Source organism: Gammaproteobacteria bacterium, from assembly GCA_011682695.1.
In the GTDB taxonomy this organism is placed as follows: Bacteria; Actinomycetota; Acidimicrobiia; order Spongiisociales; family UBA4744; genus BMS3Bbin01.
Window position 1 is genome coordinate 25,285 of sequence record JAACED010000011.1, and the last position, 19,929, is coordinate 45,213.

Sequence of the window (19,929 nt, forward strand, 5' to 3'; positions counted from 1 at the left end):
GGATACCTTGTGATAGCTTGTTGCCTGTGAAGAAGATGGGAGTCGGCACGTGACCGCTGATCGTCGCAATCTTCGCCGTTCGAGGCAGCGACCGAGCGTGACGTCAGGTACCGCAATCGTGGCAATGGGTGCGTCTGCATTGGTCGCCCTGGTGCTTTTCGCGACAACGGCGTGGGCTCTCGATGGCCCGACTCCGCCAAGTCCAGGCGATCCGGTCGATGGAAACGTGTCGCCTCACGGTGGCTACTCGGCCAGCAGCAACATGTGTCTCCAATGTCACGACGTGCACGACGCGAGCGGGGACTACGCGCTGCTCTGGAAGAACAGCGTCACTTACATGTGCGCGACATGTCATGGCTTGCATGGACTTCGTGGAACGCTCGGACTCCCGAGCGAATGCAGCGATTGCCACAGCATGAACATGCACAGCGGTGGAAGCTTCTACCCGACACCGCGGGATCCGGTTGGACCGGGAACTCTTGGCACCGTATCGAGTCGGAGCGCGTACGACACTTCCACGCCGGCGTCGGCACACCGGATCGGGGTCCAGGGACCTCCCGATGAGACCGGCATTGCGATGACCGAGTCCGATTGGCAGCACTCGTGGGGGGCGAGTGGCCCGCCACCCGTGGATGCCACGAGCGCACCGGGTCCCGGTACGGCATCCGACGTGGGGGGCGGTCTGTACTGCGGAAGCTGTCACACTCCGCACGGTGACTTCGGGCAGGTCGTGAACAAGTGGACGACAACCGACGAGGGAAGGTCGATTTGGTGGGCCAACCCGAACACGGGCGATCAGGAGCAGAAGTTCCTGCACCACGACTCTGTGTCGGGCGCATGGCAGGTGTGCGACGCCGGTGTCACGAACTGCCAGTTCGCCCAGGTGCAAGACGCCGAGAACCAGCTCGTGTACCTGTTCGGCTACAAACTGCTGTCGGCGTACCCCAATCACACCTACTCGACGCTTCAGAGCTATGGGACCGAGCAGGACAACGACGACGGGGCTCGGTGGTGCGGTGCCTGTCACCCGTCCCGAGTCGACGGCACCAGTTACCACAACCATTCGACAGGTTGCAGTGCCTGCCACGGGAATCCGACCGACGACACGTCATCGGTGGATTTCCCGCACACGTCGCTCGCCGATTCACTTCTCATCGCCTACCCGGACGCTCTCTGTCTCACCTGCCATACCTCGACGTCGGTGCCCTGACCAATCTGCAGAAGCGTGCAGCGCAACGAGACCTTCGCCCGGCAACATGGATCTCCGTCGGCACGGCGTCGGCTGAATGGGAATCCTCGGAGGAGAGGGCAGAGTTGCGCAGCTACCATGTACCGCTGTGGCCGAACGGTCGGTGGATTCGGGCCCTTCGGCCCCCGCAGCGGTGGGTTCGGTGCCGATACTGTGGGACGTGACCCGGCGAGCACGAGAACGGCGCTTGCTCGAGACAGGAAACGAGCGATGTTGATGACACGAGAAGTTGGATACGCTCTCGGCTGCGTCCTCGAGGGCGGGGAGACTCGGCTGCCGTTCACGATCCAAGTCGCCACGATGCAGGACCCCGGCCTGCGTCATGTGGGCACCGAAACGAGCGAGAGGAGAGACGTGATCAACCTTCCTGGCGGTGGTTGAGAGCCTCATGAGACGTCCTCGAAACCTGCGCAGAGTCTTGTCTCTGGTGGCGATCGGAGTGGTGGCCGTTGCCGGCGTGTTCATCGCTCAACGGTCCGGCAACGATCATGCGCCGGTGACGGCAACGAGCGTCATCGACAACAGCGAGTTCGCAGGGTGCACCGAGTGCCACGATGATCTTGACGCCGCCCTCCTGGCCGGTCAGATACCGACACTGGACTTCACGCACTCGCAACACGAGAAGGACGCCGGTGCCGTGGCGTGTGGTTCCTGTCATCCGGCCGAGACCCACGTCGGTCGAATGACATTCAGGCCCACCATGGAGAACTGTTTCGGTTGTCATGGCGCAAGTGCCGACAACCCGATTCCCTGTGCCGCGTGTCATCCGCTCTCCGTGGTGCCCAAGCCCCCAAGCCACGCTGCAACAGATTGGGGCACCGCTCATGGAATCGGCGTACTGAACACCGAGACCTCCTGCACCACCTGTCACTCGGCGAGCACGTTCTGCGAGGCTTGTCACGGTGTCGAGATGCCTCACCCGGAAGACTGGGCGGGAAAGATTCACGCCCTGGCCTTCTTCGACGGCGGCTCCGAGGTGTGCAAGAGATGCCATTCGTATGGAATGGACGTGGCAGGCCGCGACGAATGCGACACATGCCACCACACCGCAGGACCTCAGGATCAATCCTGGGTGAACGCCCATCAAGATGTGGTCGGACACGAGGGCGGCGGCTCGTGCTTCGCTTGCCATGAACCGGCGACGTGTGTCCAGTGTCATCTTCACGGTATCGAAAACCTCGATGCCGACAGGGCCCGTCTTCTCGAGAGTGATGAGTGACGGACCTGGGAATGCCGGTGGCGAGTGGCTGCAGTCTTGAGGCCGGCGGCGATCCTGTTCCTGGGATCGTTGGACCGGATTGGCACGCCATCGAAACACAGCATCCCGACGGTCGGTCTGAGCTGCGCCATCGCTCGGTGGAAAGTTCCGAGATCTCGGTGTCCGGAGCTTGCCACCGAACTCGTTCTTGCAGGGCACCGTGTACCCCTCGTTGTCCGAGGAGCGCCCCGACGGGACCGTGCCTTCCGGACGTATGGCTTGTCGATTCACGATGCTCTGCCGCCAATGTCATGCCCCGAAGTACGCGCAGGCGAGGCCTGCCATTCTTGGACGAGGTGTCGGGTCTCGAGGACCCGGCGCTCACGTGACCTGTCATACTGGCGCCTGCTCCGATAGCTGCCGCCCAACACCGCATCCAACCCATTCGAGAAGACACCACTGCCCATCGGAGGTCAACGATCACAAAGCGTCTACTGATGGTTGTGGTTCTGCTTCTCGTTGTGATAGCGGGGCTGGCAACCGCCATCTGGTATCGAACCGGGCTTCATGACCCTGTTATCGCCGAGGTCGACGGCGTACGCATCCACGAATCCCAGGCCGAAGCCAGGATCGGGGGGATCGCTGCAGTGCACAACGGCATCGCCTCGGCTCTGGGACCCGAATGGCGTTCGCTCATACTCCAATCACTCGTCGACGACGTCCTGATGCAGCAAGAAGCACGGCGAGCGGGCGTCGACGTAACCAAGCAGGACATCGACGCCTCACTCGATCATCTGCATGGCAAGTTCCCTTCCGAAGACGACTGGAGGCGTTTCTTGGAGGACCAGGGCATCGATGAGACCGAACTCGAGCGAAGAATCCGGCTCCAGTTGATCGCTTCCAGGGTCTACCAGGAAGTGACGGCCGACGTGGCGCCCACCGAGGATGAGCTTCATGCCTACTACCAGGCTCACCAGTCCGACTTCACCATCGACGGTGAGGTGCAGCCCTTTCTGGAGGTCCGAAACTCGATCGAAGACAAGCTCATGAAGCAGATGCAGGATGAGGCGTTCAGCAGATGGCTCCAGCAGCGTCGGAGTGAGGCGATTGTCGTGGTGGTGAGTGATGAGTGGCGATAACAGCTCGAACATCGGACTTCCCACGGGACAGATCGTTGTCATTGTCACGCTCGTGGTTCTGAGCCTCGGAGCGTGATCCTTGTGATGCAACTCGTCGACTTCGATCCCTCCAGCTCCGAAGTGCGGGAGGAGTTGAAGAGGCTGGACTCCTCAACTGCGACCTCGTGAAAGAGCACAGTATGGAACCGGCGCAAGAACCACCGATCGAGCAGGGACGACAGCCAGGGGAGCAGACCGCGATACGCCGCCTGCTCTACGCGCTCATCGGTGTTCTCAGCATCGCTGCGGTTGCCCTGCTCGCCGTATTGGTGTGGTTGGTTCGCCCCCAACCCACTTCGACAGTGGTTGCGGTGGAGGGATGTCCCATGGAGATCTCCCGATCGATCTACGGATTCGGAGCCAAACCCACCGACTTGCTGGACCAACCTCTCGCGGTCACCTTCGACGGGGCAGGCAACGTGTGGATCTCCGACACGGGGAATTCCCGAGTCGTCGAGTTCGGTCCCGACGGCAAGCTGATTCGCTTCGTGGGCGATGACAGTGACACGGGGCGTCTCCACAGTCCCTACGGCCTGTCGTTCAGCAGCGACTTCCAGCGTCTCTACGTGGCAGATTGGACACGACGAGAGGTGGTGGTCTACTCGGCCGATGGGCGCTACATAGAAAGCCTGCCCGCGGCAGACCAGGGCCTCGCCGTGTTTGGGCCCGACGGATTCTCTCCTTACGATGTCCACGTTGTCGGTTCCCAGATCGTCGTCGCTTCCAACGATGGCTTGTACTTTTTCGACAAGTCAGGGCATGTTGTCGATCGGTGGGGAGGGGAGCTGCGGGGATCCGAGGTAGGCAGTTTCGCATTTCCGAATGGCGTCGCCATCGATCCTGCAACGGGCAATCTCTACGTTGCCGACACTCTCAATCGGCGTGTGGTTGCGCTCGACGGCGAGGGCAACGTGCTCTGGGCGTCGGGAAAGCGTGATGAGGAGGGCAAGATCGTCGGCTTCTGGCAGCTCCCGAGATCGGTTGTCGTCGGCCCGGATGGTCTGGTGTATGTCACCGACACGTTTCGAGCCCAGGACCGCTGCGCCGGCGTGGGGCATATCGTCGTGCTGAAGCCGACGGGAGAACTGGTCTCCGAGTTTGGTGCGGCCGGGACGTCGGAGGACTCGTTCAGTTTCCCGGAGAAGATGGCGATGGGCCCGGACGGCACCTTCGGCATTGCCGACCGAGAGAACAATCGGGTGGTGTTGTTCTCCGTCGATCCGCTACCACCGGCCGATCCCGATGAAGTGAGTCTCTACGAGGAATCGTTCGTCCGTTTCGGACCGTGAACCAGACGGCGGGCGGGCACGAGTCCTCAACGATCAGACCTGGCGGCGTGAACGATCACAGAAGCTACACCGGCGCAAGTCGTGCCCTGGTCTTCGTCGGCGACGAGAGCAACCTGCTCGCAGCCTTGAGATGGGTTACCGGTGCCTTTGGCCGTCGTTTTCGTGTCATGCTCGAAGGTCTACCTCACCCAAGGACCATGACCCGAACCCTGGCGCGGGCGGCGAGATCTCCGAACTTCGCACTGGGGCTGCCCCGAGTCGTATGGCCCGGTTACCCAGGGGCCATCGGTGCCGGATCAACACCTTTACACGCCGAGTCCACCAATGGGCTCTGCCCATGATCGCGGCGGCCGTAAGAGCCTACGAGGCGCCGGGGAGCCTGTGACCCTATTGTGGCGACGATCCAGGAATCGAGCCGGGGAGAAATGATGATGTGGCTCTACGTTGGCTTGGGTGTTTCCATCTGCTTGTGGATCACACTGGGAATGCATGTCTTCTCTGAGATCAAGACGACCTACCAAGAGAAGGGCACATTTTCGAACAAGCTTCTCTACTCGTGGTATGCGATGTGGGCGTTTCATCACATTCCCGTGGTCTTGGCATCATGGTTTGGCGTCTGGCTGATACCAGTCGACAGAACTCTCGGTCAGATTGGTGGTCTGATCTTGTTCTTGGTCGGGGTGGCCCTACTGCCCGCGGGGATGATCGAGTTGCGTTCGTTGCGCAGATCCACCGGTCAAGATATTTCAAAGCTCATCACCACCGGGATCTATCGATGGAGCAGGAATCCACAGTTCGTCGGCTGGTTTCTCATGCTCTTGGGCGTATCGATTGCTGGGCGGTCGGGATGTGCGTTGGCGCTCACGTTCGCGTTCATGGTGGTTCTTCATCTGTACACCGTCCGGTTGGCGGAGCCGTATCTCGAGAACGTGTACGGAGAGGAGTACCGCCGGTATCTGTTGAGTACTTCGAGATACATCGGGATACCGAAGGAACGTGGGAGTTCAGCTGATCGGACAACCGGGGACCGATGATCCGCCTCTTCGGAACACAGGGAGGTGTCCGGGCCGGCGACGCGTGATGCACCCTGCCGCATGATTTGAGCGGGGACGCATCGCATGGCGGCTCATCACTCGAACACGCAGAGTCGTATGCTTGTCGAGCCGAAGTGGTGCTTTCGAGGAGGCCAATCGCAATGGCGCGATCCGTTGAACGCATGATCGGGTACAGGAAGCTCCTCACCGATCTGGATGAGGGCGGGTGTCCGGTCTGTCGTGGTTCGGTGCACGCCGCGGCCAGGTACCTGGAGAGCCTGCTTTGGGAGAACGTGAACGATTCCGGGGTCCGAGAGGAGCTTCGCCACGATCACGGATTCTGCCGGGAGCACTCCTTGGCCCTTCTGCAGGTGGCCGCAGCACGCAGCGAAGCGCTTGGTGTGGCCATCGTCTACGAGGACCTGCTGGGCCATATCGAAGCGGAGGTCGCCGCCGAGGGAACGAACCCTCGACGCAGATCCCCCCGCTTTTGGTCGAACATGAGTTCCGGCCGGTCGTGTCGGGCCTGTGCAGTTGGCGACGATGTGGCCGTCAACTACCTGCGTATCATCGCAACCTGCGAACCAGACACCGATGTGGGCCGACGGCTCGAAACGGCAACCCTGTGCTTTCCGCATCTCTCGAGGGGGCGGGAGATTCACGGGATCGATCATGTACGGCTCGAGACCGTGTATCTGCGAGGGTCGGCCTCGATCCGGTCCGAACTTCGGCATCTCATCGATCATGCCGACTATCGGCGTGCCGATGAACCGCTGGGGCAAGAGAAGGACGCCTGGGTGCGTGCCGCCCACCTCATCGTCGGTTCCCCCGTACACGGTGCCGTCGCGGAGCCGCGACAATGACCGATTCGGAGCCGCCGCAACGACCAGTTCGGCCGCCTGGCGAGTGTCCCGTGTGCCAGGAGGTGTCGCTGGCTCGCCAAAGGCACTGGTTCTGGGTGTTCGCCGAGAAACTCGGGGACGGGTCGTTCCTCACCCGACTGGGAGCGGGCGGCGGTTACTGTGTCAGGCACGCTCGTGAGCTGCTCCTACACGAGCAGGGAGAACGCACTGCTCGAGGTTTGCAGTTCGTGTTGCGCGGATGGCGTGCCGGCCTCGGAGGTTCGATACGCCTGGACTGCCCTGCGTGTCGTGTCGAGGATGAGACGGAGGCGTATGTCCTGCGCCTGCTGAGTCGTGGATCGTGGAGCGGAGATCAGCAGACACATCTGGACCCGGATGCCCTGTTCTGCCTGCCTCATGCCCGGATGCTCGTCGAGCAGGTGCCTTCAGGAGTGTTTCCTGAGGCTCTGAAGCGATTGGGCGCAACGGTCGATCACGTGCGGACAGGTAGCGGCCGGTCGCAGCCCGAGATCCGAACCGCAATTGGCCACGGATACGACGAGGCGTTCCGGAGACCCGAGCGCTGCGATACCGACGCCACGGCCGTGCTCTCGTTCGACGATTTCGATCGAGCGGTCGCCCAAGGGTGGTGTCCTCTCTGCCTGGCCGGCAGAGAGGCGTCGGAGAATGTCATCCGATGGCTCGGGCATCCAGACCGAACCGGCCGGGACCAGGATGATTTCGCCCGCCTGTGTCCGCTCCACCTGTGGGATGCCACGGCGAACAACCCGGAAGCTTCGGCACGGACGATGCAACGGATTCGTCGAACATGGATGAGGATTCTCGAGGGACTCGATGCCCTCGTTGAAGGGGCCGCGCCGCCTCAGCCTGGAGGACGGGGCGGTGGGTGGCGGCACAGGTTCCGTGGATGGTTTGAACGGGCGTTCCCGAGACGGACTCGTGAAGTCCAGCTCCGCAAGGTTCTCGTCGAGGAGGAATGCGTGGCGTGTGTTGCAGCCGTGACCGCGGTCGATCGTGGCATGGCGCTTCTCGACGCCTACCTCCTCGACGCGGATCGACGTGATTGGTACCTGCGCTCGAGCGGCGTTTGTCTGCAGCATGCCTACGCTGCGATCCCGCGCCTCGGTGAGCAGCCTGCTCGCATCGTGACCGACCGGGCGAACGCCCTCATCGCGCGCACGATGTGGGGACTCGAGGAGGCGATCCGCAAGGTGAGCTGGTCGGTGCGGTATGAGCCGTCCGGGGAGGAGTCCGAGACGTGGCGTCATGCGATCGTCCTCACGGCCGGACGAGGCGTGTTGTGTGCAGATTGGCTGGCGCCTGTTCCGCAGCGCCCTGAACGAGCCGTGTAGGAGTCTGCTGAGTGATGCCGAAGGATCAGCCACTGTGCATGTCGCCGGCAAGGCTCTGACGTGCGACGCAAGGAGACGATTGGCCTGAGACTCCGGCTCACAGGTGGACTCGCCATCGAGAGGGAGGCGACCGGCAATGTGCAAGTGCACTTACGCCGGTGAGTCGTGGGACGAGCTACAAGCAGGGTGGCTGCTCTGGCTGGGAAGGCTCCTGGTGGCGAGCGGGCGTGGGATTCCTTTGAGTTTGCGGCTTCTCGCCATGGGCTGCCCCGCCAGGTCCTTTCCGACAACGGCATGTGCTTCACTGGGGGACGCCAGGGCGTGGAGGTGATGTTCGCAGCCTCGCCGATCTGGGTGGAGTTGACCAACTCGGCGCCGTATCACCCCCAAACCCTCGGCAAGCTGGAACGGTTCCACCGCACCCACAAAGAATGGCTGTCAGGCGAAGGCCCGGCCTTCGATTTGGAGCACCTCCAGGAGCTGTTGGACGGGTTCCATCACCAAGAAGCTCCTCTCCTCAGAAACCCCAGATGTAGGCAACCTCGGTCAGTCCTATACCGTCAGCCTTGAGACGCCGCACCGTCACATCCTCCCTGCCTGGTCATCTCTCTGTTTCAAGGCCAGCGTGCCGCCGACGGGGTCACTCTCAGCGTGAATATGCGCCACCTACGATCGCTCTCTTCCACCTAATTGCAGAAGATCCTAGGTTGCCGTCTTTGAAGCATGGCACTCGTTCTCGCCCACCATTTCAGGATGCCACCGCTGTCGCATCGCAACGACCGGGAACAGATGGAAGGAGGGAAGGAATGCGCCTGATTGGGACCAGCCAAGGTGATAGTGTGGAATAAGGATACTTGGGGGATCAGGCGTGTCGGAAGCCCATGACAGGGTGAGTGACGAGCTGCGCCGAGCAAATCGTGCGCTGCGCACTCTGAGAGCGTCCAACCAAGTCCTCGTGCGTGCGACCGACATGCAAGAACTCCTTGATGAGATCTGTCGGGTCGTGGTGGAGATCGGTGGCTACCGCTTGGCGTGGGTGGGGTTCGCGGAGCACGACGAAGCGAGGACAGTGCGGCCGGTGGCACAGCACGGCTTCGAAGAGGGCTATCTGGCGAGTCTGGACATCGTTTGGGCCGACACGAAGCGAGGGCGCGGCCCGACCGGCACGGCAATACGCACCAGGAAACCTGCCGCTGCGCAGCACATTCTGACTGATCACGACTTCGAACCGTGGCGCGCTGAGGCGGTCAAGCGGGGCTACGCCTCATCGGTGGCGATTCCGCTCATCGCGGATAAAGGAGTCTTCGGTGCCTTGAATGTGTACGCCGAGGAGCCATACGCATTCGACTCCGACGAGATCAGCATCCTCACCGAGCTCACGAACGACCTGGCATACGGCATGGCCGCTCACCGGACCCGCGCCGCACTGGAGACGACGGAGGACCGGCTAAAGGCGTTTGTGACTTCGACGGCGCACCATCTGCGAACACCCTTGACCTCTGTAGTCGGGTTTGTGGAGCTCCTGCGAACGAACTGGGAACAGATACCAGACGTTGTGCGCGAGGAGTGGATCGACCAGGTGTCCCAGGGAAGTTGCGAACTCTCCAATATCATCGAGGACCTGGTCGTGGCGGCCCGAGCAGACCTTGGTCTGCTCCGTGCGCGCCCAGAAGTCATTGACATTCAAGCCGAGGCCCAACGCGTGCTGAAGGCCTTTCCGACGACGGCGGCGGGAAGGATCACTCTGGAGGTTCCTCAGACTGTTCACGCCCTCGCCGATCCCGCCTACTTTCGACAGATCATGCGAGCGTTGATCTCTAACGCGCTCAAATATGGAGGCGAGCAGATCCGGATACAGATCGTCGGTGACGGCACGGTGCGCGTCGCCATCCGAGATGATGGATCGGGAGTGCCGGAAGCGCGGCGGCAGACGATCTTCGAGCCATCGAGTCGAGGCCATCACATCCAAGGGCAACCGGAATCGATGGGCCTGGGGCTTCCCGTCGCCCGCACCCTTGCCCAACTGATGAGCGGCACGCTCACCTACCGTCATGAGCACGGTTGGAGCATCTTCGAACTCGCGCTGCCTGGCCCCGCATCGCGAACGTAGATCAGAGCATCTGTCGCTCGCTACTGCACGGACCCCCGATCTCCAAGCAATAACTCTCATATCGGTGACCTGTCTAGGAACGGTACTTCCCGGAGCGTTCGGATACGGTCGGGCCTGTCGACGCTTGCCACGACCGAAGTACTGCCGAATGGGACGGCCGGTTCGGAGGGAGAGTTGAAGCCGGCTCCGGTACCGCCGAGCGGGCTGCTGACTCGGCTGTACTCGCCGAACTCGCCGCAAACGGGGCCGTCTGAGAGACGCAGGCACTGCAGGATTACACGGCTTCCACACCGATCGGCACCACCAGCACCCCGATGAGCGCGGGCTTCAGACGTTTCACGCTCTTGGGTTCGGTCCGGATCTCGTCGCTGCGCACAGGTGGAGCGACTGCCTCGACATAGCGGCGGATCTGATCGTCGATGTCAAGCATGATCATGCATCCCCAGTTCGGTCCGGAGCTTCGCAAGCCCGCGTTCCACGCGATTCTGGATCGTTGAACGTTTCACACCGAGCAGCGTGGCTGCTTCGAGATGACTCATTCCGTAGCCGTAGACCAGCACCACTGCTTCGCGCTGTCGTGTCGTCGGTGTGCGAGCGCCATTGGCAGTCCCGGTTCGATCCACACATCGATGAAGCGCGAGACAGGTCGGAACAGCAACTCAGGACGACGCAAACGACGTCGGGTCTGGTTGACGGCGACACGATACAAATGGCCGGCTGGATTCGTCATCGCGCGGATGCGATCCCAACGCGGCCACGCCCACGTCGGCACATCCACGGCCGACTCCCGGCCGGCAGTCGCACCGAAACGCGCGACGAGACCGTGTTGCAGCATCGGTTCAACCCGTAGCACGAATCCCGGAAAGGAGTCCTCTTTCACAGCCTGCCTATTCACACCCTACAAAGGCGCCCAACAACCGGACTGCACCACAAGACTCCCGCACCCTTGTGGAGAGAGGCAAAGATCGCCTCACACCGTTGATTCTGTGATCCCTCCGTCGTCCCGAGTGCCCGGAGTAGTGTTGGCATCGTGCACAAGGCGGCCTTCAGCATCGAGGTTGGGCAGACACCAATGCTGCCTTCGGTCTGTGCCAAGACTGGGGTTCCGACCGACGGAGTCATCCGGCAGATATTCGCCCAGGTGCCCGGCTGGTCGCTCTTGCTCATCTTCTGGGGGATCATCCCTTTCTTGATCGCTGCGGGGTTCGCTCGCCGCAAAGTGACGGTGGATCTGCCCATTTCCGAACAGGTCCGCCGCCGGATCCACATGGTCGATCTGGGCTCGGCCGTCGGTCTGGTCGTAGGAATCGGGCTGTTTGCCGCGGCGGCGGCCATCGGGGCTGTGGAGCTGGCGGCTGGGGCGGGGGTGGTGGTGCTGGTGACACTGATTGGAGGTTCGATCGCTCGCCGCGTGGTGTGGGTTTCTGGCCGGTTGGACGGTGATGTTTTGTGGCTCTATGGGGTTCATCCCAACTTCGCTCGCCAAGCCGGCCGGTTCGCCCGACCTGATTTGGCGATGCGAGCCACGACCGACCGGTCGGGAGCGGCCATCCTCGTGGTCGGATTGATTGCGGTGATTGCCTTCTTGTTGTTGGCGCTGTTGCCGAGCAGGTGAATCGTGCCGTTTGGAGGCGGCGTGTCGGAAGCACGGATCCAGCATTGGGGCTGTTCCCCAAAGGTTCGCTCCCGGTGGTCGTGTTGCGTGCCGTGAAGGAGATCCGGAAGTGAGGCAAGTGAGGGCGTGGGCAAAGGGGGTGTGAGGTGATGACCGGCCGGGGTTGTGACGCTGGGCGGGCGGTGTCTGCTGCAATCTCGACTGCGGCGGGTGCCAGGTCTTCATCAACAAGAGGTTGCTGGTCGTGGTCTTGTCACTGGTTGCTGCAGGTTGCGTCCAGGTCGGTTCGACGGGGAATGCTGCGGCAAGGAGGATTGAAGGCACGGGGACTGAGCGACGCCGAGCGAAGGAGCCTGCCGGTGAGGTTGTCGATGACAACTGCGTTCCGTTCAACTGCAGGACGCGAACTGTGAGACGTCCTTCGTGCCGGTTCGCGCACACGAGAAGGCCCCCGAAGGGGCCCTCTCGATGGCGAGTCCGCCTGTAAGCCGGATTCTGTCCCGGGTCTCCCCGGGGACGGCCATCTATCTGGGATCGGTGTTGCCATCGACCTCGTGCGGCCTACCTGGGACGTAACGGACGGGCAATCCAGTCCCTGCTTGGCCTTGCTCCGGGTGGGGTTTGCCGAGCCGCCCCGGTCACCCGGGACGCTGGTGGTCTCTTACACCACCGTTTCACCCTTACCTTTCGGCGGTCTGTTCTCTGTGGCACTTTCCGTCGGGTTGCCCCGCCTGGGCGTTACCCAGCACCCTGCCCTGTGGAGTCCGGACTTTCCTCAGGTCGAAACCCGCGGCCGTCCGGCGAACTCATGACAAATCGTACCTGAGGTCTGAAGATTGCGTCGACGTGAAACCCCACAGGGGGAGTGCGAGTCAAAGCATCCGAGAAACGAGCCAGAAGCATGCGAGTGGATCCTCCCTACTCGTGGCCGTTGCTCGGTTGTGTGGAAGTCGTCGTCCCGCAGCCCTCCAGAAACGTGGATGCCGGGATCGTATCCCGGCATCCACGCGTAAGAAGAAGCCTCGTTCTCGCCTGACGCTCGGGTGGTCGAAAGAGGGAGCATGCAGGATTGTCGACAGGTGCCGTCCTGAACAATGGGCGGTGGCACGAGCAAGCGATGACGGGCCGAAACCCGGCATCACCACTTCTTCAGAGCGACGGTTCCTCGATGTACTCTTCGAGGCCTGCGACCCAGCCCGTCGGCAGCTTCCAGTGGCGGCCACCGTCGACGACGAGACGCATGTAGTCACGGCAAGGTGTGTACTCACCGTTGGGGGCGCCCTTGTGAATATGGGTGACGACGGGATGACGATGTCCCTCGCGATCCACGGCCTTGAATGCCTCTGACCGCTCCCTGCCCTCAGACTTCTCCGTTTCGTCCAGACTGGCCAGTGCCCGAACCGGGATCTCGAACACTGCGCCCCACACCGTGTTGCCGGGCTCGGGTTTCACCGATGGGAGACCGCCATCCCACCTACCGTTCAGATGGGGGAAGACGAGCCGGGTTTCGGGAAGGTGGGCGATGAACCTGAACTGTGCTTCCGGGACGACGTCGAGGATGCGCCGCGGAGACAGAAGAGCGGCATAGGCAAAATACAGCGTTGTCTGCACTCGATCTCCTCACCGGTTACGGGGGTGTCAGCTTAGTGAATCGGAGTCCCGCAGGTCACTCTGATCGAGAACTTCATCTCACCTGATGGGGTCGGAGGGATGAAGGAAAGGACCGAAAACGTTGTATGTAGAAGAGATGCAGAATTGGATCGAAGACGAAGAGCGTCCCTGGGAGGCCGAAGCAGCGTGCCGGGGCATGGATCCGGCGCTGTTCTTTCCTACCGCGGACGCGGACGCCGCCGAGGCCCTGGCAATATGTCGCGTGTGTCCGGTACGGCTCAAGTGCCTCGAATGGGCGCTATCGACACGAGAACGTCACGGGATCTGGGGAGGTACCACAGAACAGCAGCGCAAACGCATCATGCGTCGCTCGGCGTGAATGGCACCTGGTCGCCCTCCGGCCCGTTAGCCTTCGGGAGTCTGTTGAGCACTGCCGGTCGAGATGCGTGCCATGCGTTGCTCAACGGGCTCCTATCCGCATAGGTCTTCGAGGAGACAGCATGAGCAGCGCCCCCGACCCGAATGACTTCCTGGCAATCGATTCTCTCCTCTCGGACGAGGAGAGAATGATCAGGGATACTGTCCGGCAGTTCGTCACAGATTATGTTCTGCCCGACGTCGCCGATTGGTTTGAGGCAGGAACATTCCCGAAGGAACTCGTAGCCAGGATGGGAGAGCTCGGCTTGCTGGGCATGCACCTCGAGGGCTACGGCTGTGCGGGAACATCAGCGGTCGACTACGGCCTCGCCTGCCTCGAATTGGAGGCAGGCGATTCGGGCATTCGGTCCTTTGTGTCGGTCCAGGGATCTCTTGCCATGTTCCCCATCTGGAAGTACGGATCGGAGGAACAGAAGCACCAGTGGCTTCCCCGGATGGCTGCCGGTGAGGTCATCGGCTGCTTCGGCCTCACCGAACCCGACGCCGGCAGCGACCCGGCCGGCATGCGCACCAGAGCGCGAAGAGACGGTGGCGACTGGGTGTTGAACGGAACGAAGATGTGGATCACGAACGGCGGCATCGCGGATATGGCCCTCGTATGGGCCGTCACCGACGAGGGGGTACGCGGGTTCATTGTTCCCACGGACAGTTCCGGGTTCGCCGCGAACAACATCGACAGGAAGCTGTCGTTACGAGCGTCCGTCACCTCTGAGCTGGTGCTCGACGATGTGCGGTTGCCCGCCGAAGCGGTGCTTCCGGGGGTCACGGGTCTGCGCGGGCCGCTGTCGTGTCTGACCGAAGCTCGCTATGGGATCCTCTTCGGAGCGATGGGCGCCGCGCGCTCGTGCTACGAGGCGGCGCTCGACTACTCGAAAGAGCGACGCCAGTTCGGCGCACCACTTGCCGCGTTTCAACTGACACAGAAGAAGCTCGTGGACATGCTCGTGGCCGTCAACCGGGGAACGCTGCTGGCGCTGCACCTCGGCCGGCTCAAGGATGGCGGTGGACTCACCCACGAGCAGGTGAGTTTCGGTAAGTTCGACAACGTCCGCAACGCACTCGAAGTCGCTCGCACGGCGCGCGGAATCCTTGGTGCAAATGGGATCACTCTCGAATACCCGGTGATTCGCCACATGAACAACCTGGAGTCCGTCTACACGTATGAAGGCACCAACGAGATCCAGACGTTGATTCTCGGCAATGCGATCACCGGAGTGCCGGCCTTCCGGGCACCGTGATGGAAGCCGAAGCGTTGGTTCGCGACCTTCGCTCGGAAGGTCTGCGCATCACAGCGGCGCGCAGGGCAATCTGCGATGCGCTTGCTGCGAACCAGGGTGAGCATCTCAATGCCACCGAGATTCGTCAGCGGGCCGAGGAGGGCTCTGGCATCCGCATCGACCAGTCGACGGTCTATCGCACGATCGACGTTCTGGAACGGCTCGACGTCCTGCATCACATTCACCTCGGTCACGGCCCGGCCATCGTCCACCTCAGTGCCGAGACCGACCACCAGCACCTCGTCTGCGAACACTGCGGGAAGATGGTGGACATCCCGATCGATGAGGTCGTCGAGGCCTTCGAGAGTCTTGCCCATCGCCATTCGTTTACGAGCATTCAAGGAACGCATTTCGCCATCGTCGGGACGTGTGGGGACTGCGCAACCGGCTGATTCCATCGCGGGACACGCGCCGCGCCGCGCCGCGTCTCTTCAGATGCGAGCTCGACGGGCAGCGGGAGGCACGTGCCGACTGCCGTGGCTCCTGGTATGCACGCCGCCGTACAGCCTGCAGCGGAATGTCACGGAGCGTATACTCGTTGCTGCAAGTCTCATGCAATAAGGAGCCCTGGATGCACATCCCGGACGGTTTCATCAACGGAACCACGTCCGTCGGTGCGGGTCTGGTCGCTGCCGGGGGGCTCGCAGCCGGGCTGAAGCAGGCCGGCCGTCGGCTCGCCGATCGCCATGTACCCTTGGCCGGACTCGCCGCCGCATTTATCTTCGCCGCGCAGATGATCAACTTCCCTGTCGGAGCAGGGACGTCCGGGCATTTGATCGGTGGCGGGCTCGCCGCGGTGCTTCTCGGTCCGTGGCTCGCAACGGTTGTCCTGTCGGTGGTCCTCGGTGTGCAAGCCCTCATCTTCGCCGACGGAGGAGTGTCCGCACTCGGCTTGAACATCATCAATATGGCGATTCTCGCGCCGTGGTCCGCATGGCTTCTCTTCAAACTGATGCGTTCGGTTCTTCCGTCAACGCAACGGGTGGTGACCGTCTCGGCCGGCATCGCGGCAGCCTTTTCGGTGGTCGTTGCCTCTCTCGGCTTCGTGGCGGAGTACGCCATCGGAGGGACCGGTGGGGCGCCCGTCAAGACGGTCCTGCTCGCAATGGGAGGCGTGCACGTCCTGATCGGTATCGGGGAAGGTCTGATCACGGCCGTGATCGTTGCCGCAGTACTCGCCGCGAGACCGGACATCGTCGCAGGCGCGGAAGATCTGCTCGCTATTTCGTCACGGCCCTCTCACAAGATCGGACGGTTCGTCGCCGCAGGGTTCGGGGTGGCACTGCTGGTGGCAGCGTTCCTCAGCCCCTTTGCGAGCAGCAGCCCGGACGGACTGGAGCGAGTTGCCGCAGATCAGGGTTTTGCGGAGACGGCACAGCCTGGAATCGTAGAAGAACGTTCTCCGCTGGCTGGTTACGAATTCGGAGGTGAAGGTGGTCTCGCGACCGCGGTGGCCGGCGTTGCCGGCGTAGGGATCACGTTCGGCCTCGGCTACGTGGTCGTGCGGCTGCGGCGGCGAGCCAGGGGATGAGTGGCTTTCACACACATGCCCTGTACCGGCATGAGCACAGCGTGCTGCATGACCTCCCGGCACAGGTGAAGGTCTCGGCGCTCGTACTGTTCGTCGCCGCCGTGGTCGCAACGCCCCGCGAAGCCTTCTGGGCGTTTGCGTTCGAAGGGGCCCTACTCGTGGCTGGACTTGTCGTGGCGCGTATTCCGTTCGGTTTCGTGCTGCGCCGTCTTGTCATCGAGGTCCCGTTCATCGTCTTTGCCGTCCTCATGCCCTTCCTCGGCGCGGGCGACCGGACCTCCGTTCTCGGGTTATCCCTCTCGGTGGCAGGGCTGTGGGGTGCATGGACGATCTTGGCCAAGGGAACACTCGGATTGTCGGCATCGGTCCTGATGGCTGCGACAACCGAGATCCCCGATATCCTCGGTGGCCTCGAGCGCCTGCGGGTGCCCCGGTTGGTGACTGCGATTGCAGGATTCATGGTTCGGTACCTCGACGTGATCGCGGGGGAGCTACGACGGATGAGAGTGGCGATGGCCGCACGAGGCTACGACCCGACTTGGGTCGGTCAGGCGGGGCCGATCGCAGCCTCTGCCGGTGCGCTCTTCGTGCGTTCCTATGAGCGGGGCGAGCGGGTCCACCAGGCAATGCTCGCCAGGGGTTACACCGGGATCATGCCGGCCTCCAACACCGCCGCGGCGACCTCGAAGGACTGGATGGTAGGTTCTGTGATCCCCCTGCTGGCCTGGGTGGCCGCCGGCGCCGCGTTGATGATGCGATGAGCACCCCGGCTCTGGAAGTTCGAGACCTCAGCTTCTCTTATCCGGACGGACGCAAGGCGCTCGACAAGGCGGACTTCCACATCCACCCGGGGGAACGTGTTGCCCTACTGGGTCCGAACGGGGCAGGCAAAACCACCCTGGTGCTGCACCTCAACGGGATCTTGCGGCCGAGCGCCGGAACGGTCCGTGTCGCCGGACTCGAAGTCACCGAAGCGAACCTCATGGAGATCCGACGAAGGGTGGGTCTCGTCTTCCAGGACCCGGACGATCAGTTGTTCATGCCCACCGTTCGCAGAGATGTCGCATTTGGACCCGCCAACTTCGGGGTCTCCGGAGAGGACCTGGATCGGCGCGTGCTCACCGCCTTGGCGTCGGTGGGGATGGAGGCGGAGATCGACCGGGTACCGCACCATCTGAGTCTGGGAGAACGCCGGCGTGTGGCGGTTGCGACCGTCCTCGCCATGGAACCCGAGATCCTCGTTCTGGACGAGCCTTCGTCGAATCTCGATCCGGCCGGACGCAGGGAACTCGGATCCATCCTTACGCATCTGGACATCACCATGTTGATGGTCACGCACGATCTTGCGTACGCTCTCGAGTTGTGCGAACGGACGATCGTGATGAATGAAGGCAGGATCGTTGCAGACGGGCCGACGAGCCAGGTTCTCGCAGATCACGATCTCCTCTCGGCGAATCGCCTCGAGATGCCCTAGTGCCTCGTCGGACAACTTCGTGCGGTAGCGTCCTTCGATCTATTGCCTCGACCGGCGACCTTTACGGTGTTCTGCCGGCCAGGAACGCCGCTCGCTGCGTTCTCCGCCTCGACGCACCTGCAGGTGCGCCTTCGTTGTGCAGCCTTGCGACCAGACGCCCCTGCCTCGGCATCGACCCCCCGAACGTTACTGGCCAAGGCACTAGCCTCGATCATTCACGGGGTGGTGTGACGGGGTTGTTTTCGGGTAGTCGTGGGGGTGATGGTTGATGTGCGACGGTGGTGTTGTGGTTGCCGGGTCGCGTTGTCGGTTTGCCCGGTCGTCGGGACCTGTTCGGGACGTGTGTGGCGGGTCTGCCGTCGTGAGGGCGGGCTTGCGGGTCGATGGTGGTGGGGTCAGGTGAGTGCGGCGATGGCCCGGTAGGCGGCGATGATGTCGGCTGCGGTGGGCCAGCCGTCGAGGATGCGGATGATGTCGCGTCTTGCTGTTCGGATGATGCGGGCGGGGGTGTGCCAGAGGGTCCAGCGGAGCCGTTTGGGTTTCGCTCGGGCGAGTGGGCCGTCCAGGCATAGGAGTTGGAACCAGCGGACGAGGTCCGCGGCCCAGCAGATGGTTTGGAGCCACGCCTGGTTCGCTTCCCACCGGGTGAAGGGGAACCGTTGGAGTCCGGAGTCTTTGAGGCGTTCGATGTGGTCTTCGACGTGGGCGTGGGCGCGCATTTGGCGGTCGAGTTCGACGGGGTCGCCGCCCTGGTCGGTGTAGTGGCCCCAGAACCGATAGGCGAGATCCGGGAGCAGCGTTGTTTGCGTTCCTGGATGCAACGGTTGGCGGCGGATGATGAGCCGTGTCCCGTCGGGCCAACCTGTCAGGTCGAGAAGGTCGGTGACCTCACACACCGCTGCGGTTCTCCCATCACTGGTGGGTTTGACCGGGTCGCCGTCCTGGCCGACGGCTGGTATCCACCGTGTCGGGTCGTCGTTCGCGACCGTGATCGCCGCCGCCACGGCGGTCTGTCGGCGGGCAACGACGGCGAATCCGATGTTGCGTGCCCGCAGCCCGTTGGTGAACGCTTTGGTGCCGCCCGCCGAATCTGAACGCACCACGATCCGACGTTCCGCCAGGCCGGGGTCGTCGCCTTCCCGGTGCCCCGCCGCCACATCTGAAGGGAGCTGACCGATCCCGTCGTCGACCACAGCCAACAAGTCGGCGGTGTCGTTCGCTGTGGCGTTCCCTGGCCGCAGCATCCCCGCCAGCACATCACCGGTCCCATCCGCGAAACAGAACAGGGGATGGAACCCGAACCCTCCCTTGAAGTGTGGGGCGGCGCCGTCCTTGTGCTCGGAGTGGATCTCGACGAGGGTCGCGTCAACATCCAAGATCACCGGCCCGTCCCCGCCGGTCACTGACGTGCGTCGCCACACCTCGGCGCGGATCTGCGCCCACGCCCGGCGGGCCCGTTCCATGGTTGTGGTGTCGAGGGTTCGGGTGAAGGTGCGATACAGGGTCGTGTCCGAACACACCGAACCGAACAGTCGGCCCTGCGAGGCGAGCGTCTCGATATCGGCACACGACTCGCCACCCCCGGCGAGCGTCAACATCGCCTGGACCAACACCCGGCCCCGATCATGAACCGGCCGACCCGGACCGGACCATCCCACCGCCTCCGACAGCGTCCCGCCCACGCCGAGCCGGTCCGCGAAGGATCCCAAC

20 protein-coding genes and 1 other RNA gene are annotated in these 19,929 nt (G+C 62.8%); 16 read left to right on the plus strand and 5 right to left on the minus strand.

Features of this window, described 5'->3' with window-relative positions:
- Window positions 1-97 precede the first annotated feature (97 nt).
- The 9 genes from GWP04_03295 to GWP04_03335 all read left to right on the plus strand — a co-directional run bounded on the left by GWP04_03295 (window position 98) and on the right by GWP04_03335 (window position 10,273).
- Window positions 98-1,210: a hypothetical protein gene (locus GWP04_03295; protein NIA24574.1), complete on the plus strand. Its 1,113-nt coding sequence runs from the start codon at window positions 98-100 to the stop codon at window positions 1,208-1,210.
- Between the two features lie 255 nt (window positions 1,211-1,465).
- Window positions 1,466-1,630 carry a hypothetical protein gene (locus tag GWP04_03300; GenBank protein NIA24575.1) on the plus strand — a complete coding sequence of 55 codons (165 nt, stop codon included), beginning with the start codon at window positions 1,466-1,468 and terminating at the stop codon, window positions 1,628-1,630.
- A gap of 7 nt (window positions 1,631-1,637) precedes the next feature.
- On the plus strand, window positions 1,638-2,468 hold the full coding sequence (locus GWP04_03305; GenBank protein NIA24576.1) for a hypothetical protein: 831 nt from the start codon (window positions 1,638-1,640) through the stop codon (window positions 2,466-2,468).
- A 476-nt stretch (window positions 2,469-2,944) separates the two neighbouring features.
- Entirely contained in the window at window positions 2,945-3,586 is a 642-nt protein-coding gene (locus GWP04_03310; GenBank protein ID NIA24577.1) for a hypothetical protein, read from the plus strand.
- Window positions 3,587-3,765: 179 nt separating this feature from the next.
- Window positions 3,766-4,914 (plus strand): hypothetical protein, encoded by a 1,149-nt coding sequence (locus tag GWP04_03315; GenBank protein ID NIA24578.1) that lies wholly within the window; start codon window positions 3,766-3,768, stop codon window positions 4,912-4,914.
- A 425-nt stretch (window positions 4,915-5,339) separates the two neighbouring features.
- On the plus strand, window positions 5,340-5,948 hold the full coding sequence (locus GWP04_03320; protein NIA24579.1) for a DUF1295 domain-containing protein: 609 nt from the start codon (window positions 5,340-5,342) through the stop codon (window positions 5,946-5,948).
- Window positions 5,949-6,109: 161 nt separating this feature from the next.
- Complete coding sequence (locus GWP04_03325) at window positions 6,110-6,811, plus strand: hypothetical protein (GenBank protein NIA24580.1); 702 nt, start codon at window positions 6,110-6,112, stop codon at window positions 6,809-6,811.
- Window positions 6,812-6,861: 50 nt separating this feature from the next.
- Window positions 6,862-8,163 (plus strand): hypothetical protein, encoded by a 1,302-nt coding sequence (locus tag GWP04_03330; protein ID NIA24581.1) that lies wholly within the window; start codon window positions 6,862-6,864, stop codon window positions 8,161-8,163.
- Between the two features lie 868 nt (window positions 8,164-9,031).
- Window positions 9,032-10,273 carry a GAF domain-containing protein gene (locus GWP04_03335; GenBank protein NIA24582.1) on the plus strand — a complete coding sequence of 414 codons (1,242 nt, stop codon included), beginning with the start codon at window positions 9,032-9,034 and terminating at the stop codon, window positions 10,271-10,273.
- 274 nt (window positions 10,274-10,547) lie between these two features.
- Here the strand turns inward: GWP04_03335 and GWP04_03340 are convergent, their stop codons facing one another.
- Window positions 10,548-10,709 (minus strand): hypothetical protein, encoded by a 162-nt coding sequence (locus GWP04_03340; GenBank protein ID NIA24583.1) that lies wholly within the window; start codon window positions 10,707-10,709, stop codon window positions 10,548-10,550.
- A complete protein-coding gene (locus GWP04_03345; protein ID NIA24584.1) occupies window positions 10,696-10,896 on the minus strand; it encodes a hypothetical protein in 201 nt (66 codons plus the stop codon). Before GWP04_03345 ends, GWP04_03340 begins: the two co-directional genes overlap by 14 nt.
- A gap of 407 nt (window positions 10,897-11,303) precedes the next feature.
- Here GWP04_03345 and GWP04_03350 point away from each other — a divergent pair, with 407 nt between their 5' ends.
- Window positions 11,304-11,888, plus strand: a complete 585-nt coding sequence (locus tag GWP04_03350; GenBank protein ID NIA24585.1) for a hypothetical protein — start codon at window positions 11,304-11,306, stop codon at window positions 11,886-11,888.
- Window positions 11,889-12,356: 468 nt separating this feature from the next.
- Here GWP04_03350 and rnpB read toward each other — a convergent pair.
- Together rnpB and GWP04_03360 are read right to left on the minus strand one after the other, a co-directional pair.
- Window positions 12,357-12,697, minus strand: an RNA gene (rnpB, locus tag GWP04_03355) — RNase P RNA component class A.
- A 340-nt stretch (window positions 12,698-13,037) separates the two neighbouring features.
- Entirely contained in the window at window positions 13,038-13,499 is a 462-nt protein-coding gene (locus tag GWP04_03360) for a hypothetical protein (protein NIA24586.1), read from the minus strand.
- A 136-nt stretch (window positions 13,500-13,635) separates the two neighbouring features.
- On the opposite strand from GWP04_03360, the gene GWP04_03365 reads away from it, so the two are divergent.
- From GWP04_03365 to GWP04_03390, 6 genes are all read left to right on the plus strand, one after another.
- Window positions 13,636-13,878: a WhiB family transcriptional regulator gene (locus GWP04_03365; GenBank protein ID NIA24587.1), complete on the plus strand. Its 243-nt coding sequence runs from the start codon at window positions 13,636-13,638 to the stop codon at window positions 13,876-13,878.
- Window positions 13,879-13,999: 121 nt separating this feature from the next.
- Complete coding sequence (locus tag GWP04_03370; GenBank protein ID NIA24588.1) at window positions 14,000-15,175, plus strand: acyl-CoA dehydrogenase; 1,176 nt, start codon at window positions 14,000-14,002, stop codon at window positions 15,173-15,175.
- The gene (locus tag GWP04_03375) at window positions 15,175-15,606 is read left to right on the plus strand and encodes a hypothetical protein (GenBank protein NIA24589.1); all 432 of its coding nucleotides are present in this window, start codon (window positions 15,175-15,177) and stop codon (window positions 15,604-15,606) included. Before GWP04_03370 ends, GWP04_03375 begins: the two co-directional genes overlap by 1 nt.
- Before the next feature lie 179 nt (window positions 15,607-15,785).
- Entirely contained in the window at window positions 15,786-16,745 is a 960-nt protein-coding gene (locus GWP04_03380; protein ID NIA24590.1) for a cobalt ABC transporter permease, read from the plus strand.
- Window positions 16,742-17,506, plus strand: a complete 765-nt coding sequence (gene cbiQ, locus GWP04_03385; GenBank protein ID NIA24591.1) for a cobalt ECF transporter T component CbiQ — start codon at window positions 16,742-16,744, stop codon at window positions 17,504-17,506. The genes GWP04_03380 and cbiQ overlap by 4 nt, the downstream gene beginning before the upstream one ends.
- Window positions 17,503-18,219 (plus strand): ATP-binding cassette domain-containing protein, encoded by a 717-nt coding sequence (locus tag GWP04_03390; GenBank protein ID NIA24592.1) that lies wholly within the window; start codon window positions 17,503-17,505, stop codon window positions 18,217-18,219. The genes cbiQ and GWP04_03390 overlap by 4 nt, the downstream gene beginning before the upstream one ends.
- A gap of 395 nt (window positions 18,220-18,614) precedes the next feature.
- Here GWP04_03390 and GWP04_03395 read toward each other — a convergent pair.
- Window positions 18,615-19,929 (minus strand): IS1380 family transposase (locus GWP04_03395; protein ID NIA24593.1); only part of this gene is annotated, 1,315 nt, incomplete at its 5' end.

Excerpts from the sequence above, each read along its gene's own strand:
- GWP04_03310 (NIA24577.1), top strand. The coding sequence starts at position 2,945 with ATGGTTGTGGTTCTGCTTCTCGTTGTGATAGCGGGGCTGGCAACCGCC.
- GWP04_03320 (NIA24579.1), top strand. The coding sequence starts at position 5,340 with ATGATGATGTGGCTCTACGTTGGCTTGGGTGTTTCCATCTGCTTGTGG.
- GWP04_03380 (NIA24590.1), top strand. The coding sequence starts at position 15,786 with ATGCACATCCCGGACGGTTTCATCAACGGAACCACGTCCGTCGGTGCG.
- GWP04_03300 (NIA24575.1), top strand. The coding sequence starts at position 1,466 with ATGACACGAGAAGTTGGATACGCTCTCGGCTGCGTCCTCGAGGGCGGG.
- GWP04_03305 (NIA24576.1), top strand. The coding sequence starts at position 1,638 with ATGAGACGTCCTCGAAACCTGCGCAGAGTCTTGTCTCTGGTGGCGATC.
- GWP04_03315 (NIA24578.1), top strand. The coding sequence starts at position 3,766 with ATGGAACCGGCGCAAGAACCACCGATCGAGCAGGGACGACAGCCAGGG.
- cbiQ (NIA24591.1), top strand. The coding sequence starts at position 16,742 with ATGAGTGGCTTTCACACACATGCCCTGTACCGGCATGAGCACAGCGTG.
- GWP04_03365 (NIA24587.1), top strand. The coding sequence starts at position 13,636 with ATGCAGAATTGGATCGAAGACGAAGAGCGTCCCTGGGAGGCCGAAGCA.
- GWP04_03325 (NIA24580.1), top strand. The coding sequence starts at position 6,110 with ATGGCGCGATCCGTTGAACGCATGATCGGGTACAGGAAGCTCCTCACC.
- GWP04_03340 (NIA24583.1), bottom strand. The coding sequence starts at position 10,709 with ATGATCATGCTTGACATCGACGATCAGATCCGCCGCTATGTCGAGGCA.
- GWP04_03390 (NIA24592.1), top strand. The coding sequence starts at position 17,503 with ATGAGCACCCCGGCTCTGGAAGTTCGAGACCTCAGCTTCTCTTATCCG.
- GWP04_03375 (NIA24589.1), top strand. The coding sequence starts at position 15,175 with ATGGAAGCCGAAGCGTTGGTTCGCGACCTTCGCTCGGAAGGTCTGCGC.
- GWP04_03370 (NIA24588.1), top strand. The coding sequence starts at position 14,000 with ATGAGCAGCGCCCCCGACCCGAATGACTTCCTGGCAATCGATTCTCTC.